Source organism: Allobosea sp., from assembly GCF_035944895.1.
Taxonomy (GTDB): Bacteria; Pseudomonadota; Alphaproteobacteria; order Rhizobiales; family Beijerinckiaceae; genus Allobosea.
Genome location: NZ_DASZAT010000010.1, coordinates 37,942 through 52,894, shown reverse-complemented (window position 1 = coordinate 52,894; position 14,953 = coordinate 37,942). Strand labels below are relative to the sequence as shown.

Annotated in this window: 12 protein-coding genes, 1 tRNA gene and 1 pseudogene; 7 read left to right on the top strand and 7 right to left on the bottom strand. The window is 66.9% G+C overall.

Features of this window, described 5'->3' with window-relative positions:
• Positions 1–57 precede the first annotated feature (57 nt).
• Positions 58–747, bottom strand: coding sequence for a YoaK family protein (locus VGV58_RS15750; RefSeq protein ID WP_326874980.1), 690 nt, complete (start codon positions 745–747; stop codon positions 58–60).
• Between the two features lie 118 nt (positions 748–865).
• Here VGV58_RS15750 and VGV58_RS15745 point away from each other — a divergent pair, with 118 nt between their 5' ends.
• From VGV58_RS15745 to VGV58_RS15725, 5 genes are all read left to right on the top strand, one after another.
• The gene (locus VGV58_RS15745; protein WP_326874979.1) at positions 866–1,351 is read left to right on the top strand and encodes a hypothetical protein; all 486 of its coding nucleotides are present in this window, start codon (positions 866–868) and stop codon (positions 1,349–1,351) included.
• 325 nt (positions 1,352–1,676) lie between these two features.
• Positions 1,677–3,239 carry a 2-isopropylmalate synthase gene (locus VGV58_RS15740; RefSeq protein ID WP_326874978.1) on the top strand — a complete coding sequence of 521 codons (1,563 nt, stop codon included), beginning with the start codon at positions 1,677–1,679 and terminating at the stop codon, positions 3,237–3,239.
• Positions 3,240–3,396: 157 nt separating this feature from the next.
• Positions 3,397–5,613: a tetratricopeptide repeat protein gene (locus tag VGV58_RS15735; protein ID WP_326874977.1), complete on the top strand. Its 2,217-nt coding sequence runs from the start codon at positions 3,397–3,399 to the stop codon at positions 5,611–5,613.
• Positions 5,614–5,780: 167 nt separating this feature from the next.
• Positions 5,781–7,058 (top strand): solute carrier family 23 protein, encoded by a 1,278-nt coding sequence (locus VGV58_RS15730; RefSeq protein ID WP_326874976.1) that lies wholly within the window; start codon positions 5,781–5,783, stop codon positions 7,056–7,058.
• Positions 7,059–7,252: 194 nt separating this feature from the next.
• A tRNA-Lys gene (locus tag VGV58_RS15725) sits at positions 7,253–7,328 on the top strand.
• 254 nt (positions 7,329–7,582) lie between these two features.
• Here VGV58_RS15725 and VGV58_RS15720 read toward each other — a convergent pair.
• The 6 genes and pseudogenes from VGV58_RS15720 to VGV58_RS15695 all read right to left on the bottom strand — a co-directional run.
• A pseudogene (locus VGV58_RS15720) lies at positions 7,583–8,626 on the bottom strand (IS3 family transposase); the annotation flags it as partial.
• 93 nt (positions 8,627–8,719) lie between these two features.
• The gene (locus VGV58_RS15715; RefSeq protein WP_326874975.1) at positions 8,720–9,055 is read right to left on the bottom strand and encodes a hypothetical protein; all 336 of its coding nucleotides are present in this window, start codon (positions 9,053–9,055) and stop codon (positions 8,720–8,722) included.
• The gene (locus VGV58_RS15710) at positions 9,055–9,939 is read right to left on the bottom strand and encodes a DUF6772 family protein (protein ID WP_326874974.1); all 885 of its coding nucleotides are present in this window, start codon (positions 9,937–9,939) and stop codon (positions 9,055–9,057) included. The genes VGV58_RS15715 and VGV58_RS15710 overlap by 1 nt, the downstream gene beginning before the upstream one ends.
• Before the next feature lie 5 nt (positions 9,940–9,944).
• Positions 9,945–10,772: a carbohydrate ABC transporter permease gene (locus VGV58_RS15705; RefSeq protein ID WP_326874973.1), complete on the bottom strand. Its 828-nt coding sequence runs from the start codon at positions 10,770–10,772 to the stop codon at positions 9,945–9,947.
• A complete protein-coding gene (locus VGV58_RS15700; RefSeq protein ID WP_326874972.1) occupies positions 10,765–11,637 on the bottom strand; it encodes a carbohydrate ABC transporter permease in 873 nt (290 codons plus the stop codon). The genes VGV58_RS15705 and VGV58_RS15700 overlap by 8 nt, the downstream gene beginning before the upstream one ends.
• The gene (locus tag VGV58_RS15695) at positions 11,637–12,761 is read right to left on the bottom strand and encodes a mandelate racemase/muconate lactonizing enzyme family protein (protein WP_326874971.1); all 1,125 of its coding nucleotides are present in this window, start codon (positions 12,759–12,761) and stop codon (positions 11,637–11,639) included. Before VGV58_RS15695 ends, VGV58_RS15700 begins: the two co-directional genes overlap by 1 nt.
• Positions 12,762–12,856: 95 nt before the next feature.
• Here VGV58_RS15695 and VGV58_RS15690 point away from each other — a divergent pair, with 95 nt between their 5' ends.
• Both VGV58_RS15690 and VGV58_RS15685 read left to right on the top strand, forming a co-directional pair.
• Positions 12,857–13,648, top strand: coding sequence for a FadR/GntR family transcriptional regulator (locus VGV58_RS15690; protein ID WP_326874970.1), 792 nt, complete (start codon positions 12,857–12,859; stop codon positions 13,646–13,648).
• Complete coding sequence (locus tag VGV58_RS15685) at positions 13,620–14,921, top strand: ABC transporter substrate-binding protein (protein ID WP_326874969.1); 1,302 nt, start codon at positions 13,620–13,622, stop codon at positions 14,919–14,921. The genes VGV58_RS15690 and VGV58_RS15685 overlap by 29 nt, the downstream gene beginning before the upstream one ends.
• The last annotated feature ends 32 nt before the right edge of the window (positions 14,922–14,953 follow it).

Here is a 14,953-nt window from a genome sequence, read left to right as displayed (position 1 = left end):
GTCGGAGCGGAACCATGGTTGATTCCGCCCGCGAGGCAAAGACCTTCCCGGAGAGGCCTAATCCTGACTCGGCATGAAGAAGGCGACGATCGTGAAGCCGCCCGCCGCCACCGCCGCCAGCCAGATCGCCCCCAGCCCGACATGCCCATGCGCGAAGGCGCCCAGGAATGCGCCGACGAGCAGGCTGAGCCAGAGCACGAAATGGCGCAGGAAGGCGCGCTTGGAACCGCCGAGCAGCGCGCCGGCAAGGCGCTGGCCCATCTTGACCAATGTGCCGGTCATGTAGGTCAGGCCGATCGTGACTTCGCCGTCGCGCTGGAAGACGGCGTTCTCGGCGCCCATCGCCAGAGCGAGGATGCCGGCGGCAGCTATCGTCAGCCCGGTGCTATAGAGCCCGGCCGAGAGCGCCAGCGCCAGCGTGACGAAAGCGAGCACGGCGGCCTGGCGCCGGTGTTTGCCGACATGGCCGACGAGCGAACCGCAGATCACCCCGAAGACGAAGAGGAGGATGATCATGCCGGCGACCAAGACGCCGTCCAAACGGCCTTCCGCCAGCTCGACGCCGAGGCGGGTGGTGTTGCCGGTCATGAACGAGACGAAGAAGCCGCCGATGTTCAGGAAGCCGAGCGCATCGACGAAGCCGGCGAGCCCTGAGAGGCCCAAGGCGAGCCCGATGGCGGGACGATCATAGCGCAGCACAGGCAAGGCACTCCGGTCGAGAAGTGGGCGTTCGGTGCGCGCGGTCATGGGCCGAATCGCACCGGGCAGTTAATCCATGCAGAGAGCCCGTCCTGCCAATGCAAGAGCGGGCCCTGCGCATCTGAGCCTCTTACTCCCGTCACAATTCGACGGAACCCTGATCGTCATGACCGTGCTGCATACCGCCGAGCTCGAAATCTTCGCCGACTACTTCCAGTTCTATCTTCAGGACGAGGCGGTCGACGAGGATTGGGGGGCGTTCTGGACCGACGAGACGGTGGAGCGGATGCTCGCCGTTGGCGAATGCTCGGTCGGCATCGCCACGGCCCGGAACATGAACGTCCCGGTCGTGCTCTCCGTCCATGACGCGGCGCCCGAGACTGATTTCGGCGAATGGGAGCTGGTCAACGAGTGTTCCTTCAGGGTGCGTTCCGGCCAGATGATGCTGATAGGCTGCACCGAAGGCTCGCCGCAGGAGCGGGCGCGCTTTTCGCTGGCGCCCGGGAGCTATCGCCTGCGGGTCTCCTATGTCGGCCTCGACGACCTGAGCGAGGACGGGCTTGAGGGCGACGATTTCTACCGGCTGCAGGTCTGGCCGGGGCCGGTCGCGCCGACGAGGACGCTGAAGGAGCGGGCGGGGGCGGCCGGCTGAGGCCGCGCACGAACGTTCAAGACCTCCCGGGCTTGCCTTCCTATCCTCCGATCCGGTAGACAGCCCAAGTCGTCGAGAGGATCGTTCGTGGCCGCATCCGCCACCCATGCCGAGAGCCTGAACCGCGCCGTTGCGCGGACGGCCGGCATGTGTGCGCCGTCGCGCGCTCCCTCGCTCCTTGGTCAGCTGCTTCTTCTTACCTGCCCCTGAGGGCCGGCCGGGCACGTGTGCCTGGGCGCTCAGGGGGTGACGAGAACACAAGCTCCAGACCTCGCGCGCCAGCCCGAAACCGAGATGCGGCGCGCCCTGACCAGGGACAAGACCCATGAGCAATGCAGGCAACACCGTCTCCGCCAAGGACCGGGTTCTGATCTTCGACACCACGCTGCGTGACGGCGAGCAATGCCCCGGCGCGACCATGACCTTCGAGGAGAAGCTCGAGGTCGCCGACATGCTGGACGCGATGGGCGTCGATATCATCGAGGCCGGCTTTCCGATCGCCTCGGACGGTGATTTCGAGGCGGTCTCGGCGATCGCCTCCCGGATCAAGCGCGCGAGTGTCGCGGGCCTGGCGCGCGCCATCGCCGCCGACATCGCCCGCGCCGGCGAGGCGGTGCGCCATGCGGCGAAGCCCCGCATCCACACCTTCGTCTCGACCTCGCCGATCCATCTGCAGCACCAGATGCGCAAGAGCGAGGAGGAGGTGCTGGAGATCATCACCAAAACGGTGACGCAGGCGCGCAACCTGGTCGAGGACGTCGAATGGTCGGGCATGGATTCGACCCGCACGCCGATCGATTATCTCTGCCGGGCGGTCGAGACCGCGATCAGGGCAGGGGCTACCACGATCAACCTGCCCGATACCGTCGGCTACGCCACGCCGGACGAATACCGCGCCATGTTCAAGGCGGTGCGCGAGCGCGTGCCCAATGCCGACAAGGCGATCTTCTCGGCGCATTGCCACAATGATCTGGGGCTCGCCGTCGCCAATTCGCTGGCGGCGGTCGAGGGCGGGGCGCGACAGGTTGAGTGCACGATCAACGGCATCGGCGAGCGCGCCGGCAACGCGGCGCTGGAGGAGATCGTGATGGCGCTGCGGGTGCGTGGCGACGTCATGCCCTACGACACCGGCATCGACGCGACCTATCTGATGCGCGCCTCCAAGGCGGTGTCGAGTGCCTGCTCCTTCCCGGTGCAGTACAACAAGGCGATCGTCGGCCGGAACGCCTTCGCCCATGAGAGCGGCATCCACCAGGACGGCATGCTGAAGCACCAGCAGACCTACGAGATCATGACCCCGGCCTCTGTCGGCGTGACCAAGACCTCGCTGGTGATGGGCAAGCATTCCGGCCGCGCCGCCTTCCGCTCCAAGCTGACCGAGATGGGCTACGAACTCGGCGACAACCAGCTGGAGGACGCCTTCACCCGCTTCAAGGCGCTCGCCGACCGCAAGAAGCATGTCTACGACGAGGATATCGAGGCGCTGGTCGACGAGAATCTGGCCACCGCCCATGACCGGGTGAAGCTGGTCTCGCTGACGGTGATCGCCGGCACGCGCGGCCCGCAGCGCGCCATGCTGAAGCTCGACATCGACGGCCGGGTCGTGGCCGAGGAGGCCGAAGGCAACGGGCCGATCGACGCGGTGTTCAACGCGGTCAAGGCGCTGGTCCCGCACGAGGCGGTGCTGGAGCTCTACGACGTTCACGCCGTCACCGAAGGCACGGACGCGCAGGCCGAGGTCACGGTGCGCCTGTCGAGCGACGGCGCAGCGGTGACCGGGCGCGGCGCCGATCCGGACACGCTGGTCGCCTCCTGCAAGGCCTATCTGGCGGCGCTCAACAAGCTGGTCGCCCGCGGCAGCCGCGTGCACGCCCAGGCGGCGGAGTAAAGGCCTGTCCACAGCCACTGTGCCGCTGTCACCGGCGCGGCACAGTGGCTGCTTTTTCGTTTCTTTTTCACTGCGTCGGTGCAGCGGCCTCTGGACCTTTGGCGGCCTTTGCCGATCTCATCATCGCCGGCCGGGGAGCCATGGTGAGAGTCCGTCGATGAAGTTGCTGCGCCTGATGTCGCTGGGCGCGCTTGCCGTATTGGGCGCAGGGCCCGCCGCGGCTTATGCGCCTGCCACCGTGCCTGAGCGGGCCGAGCGAGCGCAGGAACGCGTGCGCGTCTGCATGGGCGCGATCGAGGCCGGCGGCGCCGAGCGGCGGGCGGCTTGCGACGAGAGCCTGACCGGCGAGTTCAATCGCACCGTTCGAGCCGATCTTCTCGCCAGCCGCGGCTGGATCTCCGAGGCCGAGAACGCCCTCAATGAGGCGCTGCGCGATTTCGATGCGGCGCTCAAGGCGGTGCCGAATCATCTGGCTGCCCTGCGTGGCCGGGCGCACACCTTGTCCGAGCTCGGCCGGCATGACGAGGCGGCAGCGCTGATCGAACGGGCGATGGTCCTCGGCGGGCGCGCGACGCTGCTGGCCGACCGGGCCCTGCTGCGCGAGCGCGCCGGCAACATCGCGGGAGCGCGGGCCGATCTCGACGATGCCATCGCCCTCGATCCCTCCAACAGCTGGGCGCGCGGCACGCGGGGGCGGTTCCGGCAGGACGAGGGCGAGCACGAGGCGGCGGTCGTCGATTTCGATGCCGCGCTGGCGCTCGAACCGGAGGTCACCTCCTATCATTACCGGCGCGGGCTATCGCTTGTCGCACTGGCGCGGCCGCGCGAGGCCATCGCCGCCTTCGATGGCGCCCTGCGGCTGGAGCCGACCGTCGTGCAGGTCTGGCTGGAGCGCGGGCGGGCCTTCGAGGCGCTCGGCCATGATGGGCCAGCGCTGGCCAGCTACGAGCGGGCCCTGCGCCTCGACGGTCGGCACGAGGCGTCGCTGTCCCGGCGCGCCTTCCTGCTGCAGCGGATGGGCCGCGCCGAGGAGGCGACCGCGGCTTATGACCGGCTGCTCGCGGTCCAGCCCAATGCTGCCTTCGGTCTCAACAACCGCGCCGGCCTGCTCGCCGGGCTCGGCCGGCGCGAGGAGGCGTTGCGCGATCTCGACCGCGCCATCGCGCTCGTTCCCGGCGACGGCAATGCGCTGCGTAACCGCGCGCAGCTCCTGCTGCAGCTCGGCCGCAACGACAAGGCGCTGCGCGATCTCGACCGGGCCGGGCCCGGGCACGATGCCGGAGCTTGGCACGGCATGCGCGGCGATGCGCTGCTGGCGCTCGGCCGGCCGGTGCCGGCGCTGGAGGCCTATCGCGCCGCGCTCGCGCTGAGGCCGCAGGACCGCGCCACTTTGTTCGGCTTCGGGCTGGCGCAGGAGATACGTGGCGATCGCAGCGCGGCTGCCGCCGCCTATGGCGCGCTGCTCGCAGTCGATCCGGAGCATGAAGGGGCGCTCGAACGGCGCGAGGAGCTGCTGCCGGCGCTCGGCCGCTCGATCGAGGTCTGGCCGGCGCGGCTGGCCGGGCTGTGGCGGAGCGCAGGCGACAGCTACGAGCGGGAGCGCGCCGCGCTGCAAGGCGTCTATCGCGCACTGCGGCCGCAACAGCCGGCCGCGGTTGCCCTGCCTGTCCCGCCGAGCCCTCTCGTGGCGCTCGATGCCGCGCTGGCGCTCGACGCCTTCGACGTGCCGCGCCTGATCCGGCGGGCCCAGTTCAGCATCGGCCAGCCGCAGCGCGAGGCGCAGGCGCGGGCCGATCTCGCCGTCGCCCTGCTGCTCGAGCCGGAGAATTCGGCAGCGCTGGTGCAGCGCGCCCGGCTGAACTTCCGCGACGGCGCCTTCGTCGCGGCGCAGGCCGATGCGGATGCTGCGCTGCGCAGCGAGCCACGCTCGATCGAGGCGCTGTTCCAGCGGGCGAGGGCACTGACGGCGCGCGGCCAGCTCGGGGCCGCACTGAAGGCTTATGACGATCTCGTCGCGGTCGCGCCCGCCAATGCCGCGGCTCTGCTCAACCGGGCGCTGCTGCTGCAGCATGCGCGCGAATATGAGCGGGCGCTGGCCGATCTCGACGCCGCGGTCGCGGCCGACCGGGCCGATCCGGATGGCTGGGTGGCGCGCGCCGCGCTACGCACGGCGCTCGGCCAGACCGATGCGGCGATCGCCGATTTCGACCGGGCGCTGTCGCTCGACGCCCGCCTCGGGCAGGCCTGGTACGGCCGTGCGCTGGCACATCAGCGCCGTGGCGATGCAGCCGAAGCGGCGGCCGACTTCGCCAAGGCGAAGGCGCTCGATGCGCAGGCCGAGGAGCGCTACCGCGCCTTCGGCATGGCGCCCTGAGAGAGACCCGTCGCTCCTCCCGGCGATGAGCGCCTGGTTTCAACAAGGTTCTCCGCGCTAGCCCGCTGTTTGCGGTGGACGGCGCCTGCCGCTCGCTTGGCGCAGGCCCGATTCTTGCCACTATTGCGTCCCGGTGCGCGCAGGCGCGTTGGCTGGGAGCGGGCGAGATGGCTGGCTATTTTCCGAACTGGACGCTGAAGACCTCCGGCGATGTGATGCCGGATGAGCGCCTGCCGACCGGGCAGACCGTGATCGCCGGCCTGCAGCATGTCGTCGCCATGTTCGGCTCGACCGTGCTGGCGCCGATCCTGATGGGCTTCGACCCCAATGTCGCGATCCTCTTCTCCGGCATCGCGACGCTGCTGTTCTTCGTGATCACCGGCGGGCGGCTGCCGAGCTATCTCGGCTCCTCCTTCGCCTTCATCGGCGTCGTCATCGCCGCGACCGGCTATGCGGGCACCGGCCCGAACGCCAATCTGCCAGTCGCGCTCGGCGGCATCATCGCCTGCGGCGCGGTGTATGCCGCGATCGGCCTGATCGTGCAGGGCGTCGGCACGCGCTGGATCGAAACCTTGCTGCCGCCGGTGGTGACCGGCGCGGTGGTCGCGGCGATCGGCCTCAACCTGACCGCGGTCGCGATCAACATGATCTCGGCCAGCCCCTACACCAAATGGATCGCGCTATTCACCGTGGTCGCGGTGGCGCTGGTCGCCGTCTATGGGCGCGGGTTGGCGCAGCGTCTGCCGGTGCTGATCGGCGGGCTCGCGGCCTATATCCTCTACGCCGCGACGGCGACGAGCTTCGGCGCGCCGCCGGTCGATTTCGGCAAGGTCGCGGCGGCCGCCTGGTTCGGCCTGCCGAACTTCGTCGCGCCGGTGTTCGATTCGAAGGCGATTGCGCTGATCGTGCCGGTCGCGATCATCCTGGTCGCGGAGAACCTCGGGCACATCAAGGGCATCTCGGTGATGACCGGGCGCAATCTCGACGGGCTGATCGGGCGCGGCTTCTTCGCCGACGGCGTCGGCACGATGATCGCCGGCTCCGGCGGCGGCACCGGCGTCACCACCTATGCCGAGAACATGGGCGTGATGGCGGTGACGCGGGTCTATTCGACGCTGGTCTTCGTCGCAGCCGGTGTGATCGCGCTGCTGCTCGGCTTCTCGCCGAAGTTCGGCGCGGTGATCGGCACGATTCCCGTGGCTGTGCTCGGCGGTCTCGCCGTCGTCGTCTTCGGCCTGATCGCTGCGACCGCCGGCCGGATCTGGGTCGAGAACAAGGTCAACTTCGCCGAGCCGAAGAATCTGCTGACAGTGGCGACGGCGCTGATTCTCGGCGCGGGCGATCTCAAGCTGCCGATCTTCGGCTACGAGCTCGGCGGCATCGGTACGGCGACCTTCGCCGCGATCGGTCTCTATCATCTGCTCAATCGCCGCTCGGCGGCCTGAAATCGCCTGGAAAACAGCCTGTCGCACCTGGTGCGGCAGGTTTTCGTCGAGCTCGCTACGAGGCGAGCCGAGGTTGTCCAAAACGAGTTTGCATATTTCTGTCGCAAACAGGTGGACAGGGGCGGGGGTGTTTGCTACATCGCCGCCCGTCGGGACGCGGTCCACGCCTCGCCGACAACGTCTTCGTGGCGTATGGGTGATTAGCTCAGTTGGTAGAGCAGCTGACTCTTAATCAGCGGGTCGTAGGTTCGAGCCCTACATCACCCACCACGAAATCAAGCACTTAGCTGGTGAAGCTCCCGCCTGATGGCGGATTGCGACGTTTCTGCTGTCCACGTTCCTATAATTTGCGGGACATTCGCGGGATATGAAGCTTCAAACGAGTCGATGGGCTTTTAGTGGCTTATTGGGTTCGCAGACACGAAAAGGCTTTGCCGCGTTGCCGATCCGCTGAAAGAACACGATTGACCTGAGACCCATTTCTCCTCCGGTCTGAGGGAGAGTCCTAGGTTTCATTTCTGGCCTCAGGCGGCCTGCTTTTCCAGCGCGGATTTGAGGGCGAACTCGGCGGGCGTCATGTTGCCGAGGGCCGAGTGGGGTCGGTGGCGGTTGTAGTCCTCCTTCCATGAGGTGATGGCGCTGCGGGCCTCGACGAGCGTCGAGAACAGCGTGTCGTTGAGACACTCGTCCCGAAAGCGCCCGTTGAAGCTCTCGACGAAGGCATTCTGCATCGGCTTGCCGGGGGCGATGTAGTGCCACGCGACGCCGGTCTCCTGGCACCAGCGCAGGATCGCCATCGCGGTGAACTCGGTGCCGTTGTCGGACACGATCGTCCCCGGCCGGCCGCGCAGGCGAATGACGCCATCCAGTTCGCGAGCCACACAGGCCCGAGAGCGAGGTGTCGGCGACGAGTGCCAGGCACTCGCGCGTATAGTCGTCGACGATGGCGAGCACCCTGAAGCGGCGACCGTCCGAGATCGTGTCGGACAGAAAATCGAGGCTCCAGCGCGCATTGACCCGATCAGGCACGAGCATGGGCCTGCGCGTGCCCAGTGCCCGTTTGCGGCCGCCGCGCCGGCGCATCTGCAACTTCTCCTCGCGATAGAGCCGCCGCAGCTTCTTTTGGTTCATCACGATGCCCTGGCGGTCCAGCATGATGTGGATCCTGCGATAGCCGAACCGCCGGCGCTCTCCTGCCACGGCCTTCATCGCCTCGCGCAACAGGGCATCGTCCGGCCGGGTGCTCGCGTAGCGCACCGTCGAGCGGTCGATCGTCAAGGCCAGGCACGCCCGACGCTGGCTCACTGCATGCACCGTGCAGGCATGAGCCACCGCCTTCCGCTTCGCATCGGGCGTCACCATTTTTTTGCGGCGACATCCTTCAGGATCGCGTTGTCGAGCATCTGTTCGGCCAGCAGATTCTTGAGGCGGGCGTTCACAGTGTAAACTCGTTCCGGGTTTATCGCGACGTCCTTGAGGGTCTTCAACCGGCGCGCATCCGACACGTCCATCCCGCCATACTTCGCCTTGAACTTGTAGAAGGTCGCCGAGGGGATGCCGTTCTTCCGTGAATCGTGAGGGGCGCATCGTCCGTCTCCGTGAGTGACGGACTCTACTCAAATCTGGAGGATGATCGGGGTCTCAGGTCAGCGCCAACGCGGTTAAGCCTTCAGATGCAGCGTCACCAGCACGGTGACCTCGGCGCCATCCGGCAGTGTCGCTGCCACGCGCACAAAGTTACCGAAATGGGCGAGGCGCTGGAAGGTCACCGCGTCTTTCGTCGCCGGCAGTGGAAACTCCGAACCCTCGGCGCACCAGTGCATGCCATCGGCCGAGATCTCGATACGCGCCTTTGGCAGTGCTCCCTTCGGCTGTTTCAACGCACGCACGAAGACGATCGCCTCTTTGGCCCAGCCGGCCTCGTATGGTTCGGTCGCAGCTTCGCCGATCCAGCTCTCGTTGCGGGCGACGACGGCGGTGAGGTTCTCGGGCAGCATCAGAAATCCCCCGACAGGCAGACGGAATCGAGATAGGCGAAGGCGCGCTTGTCGGTGTCGGTCTCGGCGAAGAAGGCGAGATTGAGCATGCACCACAGGTTCTTCATCGCGGGGATGCGGATGCAGTCGAAGCCATCCATGGCGAAGATCCGGTCGTTCACCTGAAAACGCGTGGCCTGCATCGAGGCGAGATCGAAATCGAAGCGCAGATAGTGCCAGTTCACCTTGGTCGGGATCTCATTGTAGCAGAGCCGCTGCTCGCCTCCGGCTAAGTCCTCCCAGTCATCGGGCGCGAGATGATAATGTGTGATCGTCTTGCCGGCCGTTCCGACCGGCTTGATCGGCGTGGTCCTGCGCTTGAACTGCCATCTCTGGATGTGCTTGCCGTCCTGCGCGTTGAGGAAGCGCAAATGCGGCATGACGCGGTCGCCCGGGCCTGAGGTATCGCCGATCTGGAGATCGTAGAGGAAGCCGAAGGAGCGGATATCGGTCTCCGAGAGCTGCAGTTCGCTCGCCTCGGGCTTGAAGGTGAAATAGGCCTCGAGCCGGATCGGCCCCGGTTTGCGGAAGGTCAGGCGCTTGATCGCGACGTTCTGCGCGCCCTTCTTCGGCCGTGTCGCGATCTTCAGCGCATAGGAACCGTCGACGCCGCCATGCGAGCCGAAGTCCCAGTTCGGCAGGGTCGAGAGCATGGCGTGGCTGTGCTGGGCATAGCCCGGCAGCATCGCGTCCAGCGTGTCCTCGTAATTGCCGACGAGCTGCGTCCAGCCGCACATGCCACGGTCGAAATCGTCGAGGCAGATGATGCGGGGCAGGGGGTCGAAACGGCTGAGCTGCGGGTCGGCCTCGCGGATGGCGCGACGCAGGGCGTCGATGTCGGTCATGGCGATTACCCCTTCACCGCGCCGGCGGTCAGGCCCGCGACGAGGTGCTTCTGCATGAGGATAACGAAGGCGAGCACCGGCACGAGCTGCACGGTCGATGCGGCGAAGAGCACGCCCCATTCGACGCCCTCGACGGCGCCGATCATCTCGGAGATCACCAGCGGCGCGGTCTTCGCCTTGGTTGTCGTGAAGATGAAGGCGAAGAGGAACTCGTTCCAGGCGTAGACGATGACGAAGACCGAGACGGCGAGCATGCCCTGAGCCGCCATCGGCAGGATCACCTTCGCGATGATCTGCATCTGCGAGGCGCCGTCCATCATCGCGGCTTCGTCGAGCTCGCGCGGGATCTGGTCGATGAAGGTGCGCATCACCACCGTGCCCAGCGAGACGAAGAAGGTGGCGTAGAGCACGATCAGCACGAAATGCGTGTCGTTGAGGCCGAGCCAGTTCACTACCGGAAACAGCGGCAGCGTGATCACGATCGGCGGGATCAGCCGGATGAAGATCAGGAAGAAGGCCGAGGCCTGCAGCCCCCTGGAGGCGAAGCGCGAATAGGCGAAGCCTGCGAGGAGGGAGACGCCGACGGCGAGCACCGTCGCGCCAACCGTGACCAGGAAGCTGTTCCACAGCCCGAAGAAGAAATCGCCCCAGCGGCTCCAGAGCGCCTGGTAGTTCGCCAGGGTCGGCGAAAAAGAGAGCGTGCCTGTGGTCGAAAAAATGTCGCGGTCGGCCTTGAAGGACGACATGGCGATCAGGCCGATCGGCACCAGCGACCAGGCGACGATTGCGGCAACGCCGACAAGCTTGAGGAGATGGCGCAGGAGCTTAGGCACGCGCGAACATCTCCTTGTAGAGCCGGCGCAGATAGAACAGCGCGAGCAGGAGCGAGGCGAGTACCAGCAACCAGCCGGTGGCGGCGGCCGGGCCGAAGGCGTTGTAGCGGAAGGCCTCGAGATAGAGATAGACCGCCATCACCTCGGTCGAGCGCGCCGGACCGCCGCCGGTCATCAGCCAGACCTCGGAGAACAGGCGGAAGGCGAAGATGTAGCGGAACAGGGCAGCGATCAGCAGCGCCGGCATCAGGAGCGGCAGCGTGATCCGGCGAAACGAGGTCCAGGGCGAGGCGCCGTCGATCGCAGCCGCTTCATAGAGGTCGCCGGGGATCGAGAGCCTCGCCGCATAGAGGATGATGAAGCTGAAGGGCAGGTGCAGCCAGATCGAGAGCAGGCTGACCATGGCGAGACCATGGCTCGGGTTCACCGCCCATTCGATCGGCGGCAGGCTGAGCGTTGTCAGGAGCCGGCTCATCATCCCGACATCGGGCTCGAACAGGAAGCGCCACATCACCACCGCCGAGACCTCGCTGACCGCATAGGGCGCGAGCACGATCGCCAGCAGCAGCGCTCGGAACGGCACGCCCGAAGCGAAGAACAGCGCCATGCCGAGGCCAAGAAGCAGTTCGACATGCACCACGACGGCGACGACGATCACCGTGTTGAGGAGCGCCTTCCAGAAATAGGCGTCACTCAGCACCTTGGCGTAGTTGGCGAAGCCGACGAAGCTTGCCGCCTGGCCGAAGGAGGACTGGTTGAGGCTGAGCCAGAAGACATAGATCGCCGGCAGGAAGATGATGCCGCCGATCATCAATTGGACCGGCGTGACCAACGCGACGGCGGAGAGGGGCGTGCGGGCGCTCATCAGGCGATCCTGAAGCGCGCCAGCGCCTCGCGGTCGATCTCGATCCCCAGCCCCGGCCCCTGCGGCACGGAAAGCTTGCCGTCGACCAGTTGCGAGCCTTCGCCGACGATCGGGTGGGTGAAGGCGTCGCGCAGCGGGTTCTGGTAGACCATACACTCGAAGGTGCGGAAGGTTTCGGCCGCGGCGGCGAGCTGCAGGCTGGCGGCGACGCAGATCGCGCCGGACCAGCCGACATGCGGGGCGTAAGCCGTGTTGAAGGCGGCGGCGAGCTCGCAGATCCGCCAGGTCTCGCTGATCCCGCCGGAACGCGTCACGTCAGGCTGGATCAGCCCGAGCGAGCGATCCTGCAGCGAGATCAGCGCGTCGCTTGCCACGAAATCGCTTTCGCCAGCGGCGAGCCGAATCGGCAGATGCTGGGCGAGGCGGCGATAGCCCTCGCGGTCCTGCGGTGCGATCGGCTCCTCGAAGAAGCCATAGCCGAGATCGGCCAGCGCCCGCCCGACGATCAGGGCATCGTCGACGTCATAGGCCCAGTTCGCATCGACATAGAGGGCGATGTCGTCGCCGGCGAGCTTGCGGACGAGTTTCGCACGGGCGATCGCCTCCCGGAGCGGATGGCCGAGCTTGACCTTGATCTCGCGGAAGCCGGCTTTCAGCACGGCGGCGACTTCGGCCTCGACCGTGGCATCGTCGAGCCAGTTGATCGAGGAGGCATAGGCCGCGACTTCGCTACGTCCCATGCCGCCGAGCAGCTGGTGGATCGGCTGGCCCGCCTGCTTGCCGGCGATGTCCCAGAGCGCGATGTCGACCGCCGCGATCGCCTCGACGATCTGGCCGCCCGGGCGTCCGGACAGCGCGGCGCGCATGGCTTTCCACAGAGCTCGCCGGTCGGCGGCATCGCGCCCGATCAGGCGCGGCACCAAAGCCTCCTCGATGAAGCGGGCATAGCCGGCGGCGCCGCGGCGGCAGAGCCCCTCGCCGAAACCGACGGTGCCGTCCTCTGTCTCGATCTCGACCACGACGATCTCGATCGCCGGATAATCGCCCTGCGAGGTCCGCTGGACCTTGGGCAGCGTCGCCCGCAGCGGATGTGCAACGACTTTCGAGATGCGGCTGGCCGGCATGAAGCGGCGTCCTCTAGGTGTTCATCTTATCTGATAGGTTGAACAGTTGCCAAGTTGAGCGGCATCTGTCAATGATCTCCGAACGGAGGTGATCGATGAGCGATGCCGCTTCATCCCTGCTGGGCGGAGTCGACCCATTCGCCGGCGGCGACGTCGTGCCGATGCGGCTGGGCGACGCCGTGATCCAGCGCATCACCCAGGCGATCCAGGATGGCAGGCTGAAGCCCGGCGACGCCTTGCCGTCGGAATCGCGGATGGCCGCTTCGTTCGGCGTCAGCAAGCCGATCGCCCGCGAGGCGATCCGCCAGCTCGCGGCGATGGGCGTCGTCCATATCCAGCAGGGCAAGCCCACCCGCATTCAGGCGCTCGACGCCGCCCCGCTCGATCGCTTCTATCGCTTCGCCGTGCGTGGCCGCGCCAATGGTCTGACCGAGGCAGTGGAATTGCGCCGCATTCTCGAGCCGCCGATCGCGGCCCATAGCGCGGCACGTCGTTCGGCCGAGGATATCGAGAAGCTCGACCTGATCCTCGCCCGCATGGAAGACGCACTCGGCCATGTGCCGCGCTGGATCGAGGCCGATCTCGATTTCCACGAGGCGATCGCGGCCTCCTCCGGCAACCGCCTGCTCGACTTCCAGATCAGGGGCCTCAGGCCAGTGATCCGTGAGGTCATGGAGATCTTCAATTCGCGCGGGAAGCGCACCAGGGACGATTGGCGCCGCACCTATGAGCGGCATGTCCGCGTCGTCGAGGCGATCCGCGCCGGCGATCCGGCCGCGGCTTTCGCCGCCATGAACAAGCATTTCGAAGCGGCTGAAGCCGCCATCGCGGAACTCGCGAACCATCGGGAGGACAGGCATGAGCACGGAGACAGGGCTGAACCGTAGGCAGTTCGGCGCCGGCATTCTCGGGCTGAGCTTCACGGCGCTGGGCGCTGGCGCGGCGCGCGGGCAGCAAGGCGGGCCGTTCAACGTCTTCACCCATCGCGTCATGCAGACGGTCGCGACCGGCGCGCAGGGCGGCGACATCACCAAGGACTGGGCCGCAAAGAACGGCGTCAGCGTCCAGTGGACGACTTTCGACACTGGTCCGCTGCAGGAGAGGCTATTCCGCGAGGCGAGTCTCGGCGAGACCTCGGTCGATGTCGGCTTCGTCGTCAACACGCAAGTCGTGCCGCGCGCCGCGGCGCTGTTCGAGCCGCTCGACGACTATCTCAAGCGCGACCCCGTCGAGGATCTCGCCGACATCTTCCCCGGACTGATGAAGGGCATGAATGTCGGCGGCAAGCAGCTCGCCGTGCCGTTCCGCCATGCCTCCTCCGGCCTGCACTACAATGAGGAGATCCTGGCCGAGAAAGGCTTCTCCAAGCCGCCCGCGACGATCGAGGAGATGATCGAGATCGCCAGGGCTTGCAGCTACCGCCGCGCCGACGGCACGCAGGTCGTCGGCCTGTGCACGCCGGGCGTGACCTACCCCAATGTGATCGACCTCGCCCGCGCCTGGGATGGCGAGTTCATCACGCCAGACTTTAAATGCGCCGCCGACCAGCCGCCGATGCTGAACGCGATCCGGACCTTGCGCGAGCTCTTCCAGGCCAATGCCTTCCCGCGCAATTTCGCGACGCTGTCGCCCGAGGACGTCAATGTCTGGATGCAGCAGGGCCGCGCAGCCATGAGCCTGCAGAGCATGGGCCGCAACCGCATCTACAACGATCCGCAGAAGTCGAAATTCTCCGGCAAGATCAAGACCATCGCCGTGCCGGCCTCGAAGACGCTGGCCGGTAAATACGATGCCGCCCCTGCCAAGGTCGAGTTCTGGGGCATGGTCATCCCGAAGAACGCCAGGCGCAAGGACCTCGCCTGGAGCTTCATCAAGGCGATGGCCTCGAAGGAGGCGACCTTGAAGGCCGCGCTCAACGGCAACGGGCCGGTGCGCGCCTCGACCTATGCCGACCAGAGCTTTTCCGGAACCGTGCCCTATGCGGCCGAGGAGCTGAAGGTGCTGAAGGTGGCGCGCGTGCCGCTGCCGGCCTTCGACGAGGCGGCCCGCGCCGGCGACCTCTTCAAGGAGGAAGCGGAAGCCGCGGTGCTCGGCATGAAGACGCCGGAGGAGGCGATGGCCTCGCTGGTCAAGCGCGTCCAGCCGCTGCTGCCGGCCTGAGACAGGCGCGTCAAGGCGCGGTCACAGCGCCC

Excerpts from the sequence above, each read along its gene's own strand:
- VGV58_RS15750 (WP_326874980.1), bottom strand. The coding sequence starts at position 747 with ATGACCGCGCGCACCGAACGCCCACTTCTCGACCGGAGTGCCTTGCCT.
- VGV58_RS15685 (WP_326874969.1), top strand. The coding sequence starts at position 13,620 with ATGAGCACGGAGACAGGGCTGAACCGTAGGCAGTTCGGCGCCGGCATT.
- VGV58_RS15710 (WP_326874974.1), bottom strand. The coding sequence starts at position 9,939 with ATGACCGACATCGACGCCCTGCGTCGCGCCATCCGCGAGGCCGACCCG.
- VGV58_RS15735 (WP_326874977.1), top strand. The coding sequence starts at position 3,397 with ATGAAGTTGCTGCGCCTGATGTCGCTGGGCGCGCTTGCCGTATTGGGC.
- VGV58_RS15700 (WP_326874972.1), bottom strand. The coding sequence starts at position 11,637 with ATGAGCGCCCGCACGCCCCTCTCCGCCGTCGCGTTGGTCACGCCGGTC.
- VGV58_RS15745 (WP_326874979.1), top strand. The coding sequence starts at position 866 with ATGACCGTGCTGCATACCGCCGAGCTCGAAATCTTCGCCGACTACTTC.
- VGV58_RS15715 (WP_326874975.1), bottom strand. The coding sequence starts at position 9,055 with ATGCTGCCCGAGAACCTCACCGCCGTCGTCGCCCGCAACGAGAGCTGG.
- VGV58_RS15695 (WP_326874971.1), bottom strand. The coding sequence starts at position 12,761 with ATGCCGGCCAGCCGCATCTCGAAAGTCGTTGCACATCCGCTGCGGGCG.
- VGV58_RS15730 (WP_326874976.1), top strand. The coding sequence starts at position 5,781 with ATGGCTGGCTATTTTCCGAACTGGACGCTGAAGACCTCCGGCGATGTG.
- VGV58_RS15690 (WP_326874970.1), top strand. The coding sequence starts at position 12,857 with ATGAGCGATGCCGCTTCATCCCTGCTGGGCGGAGTCGACCCATTCGCC.
- VGV58_RS15740 (WP_326874978.1), top strand. The coding sequence starts at position 1,677 with ATGAGCAATGCAGGCAACACCGTCTCCGCCAAGGACCGGGTTCTGATC.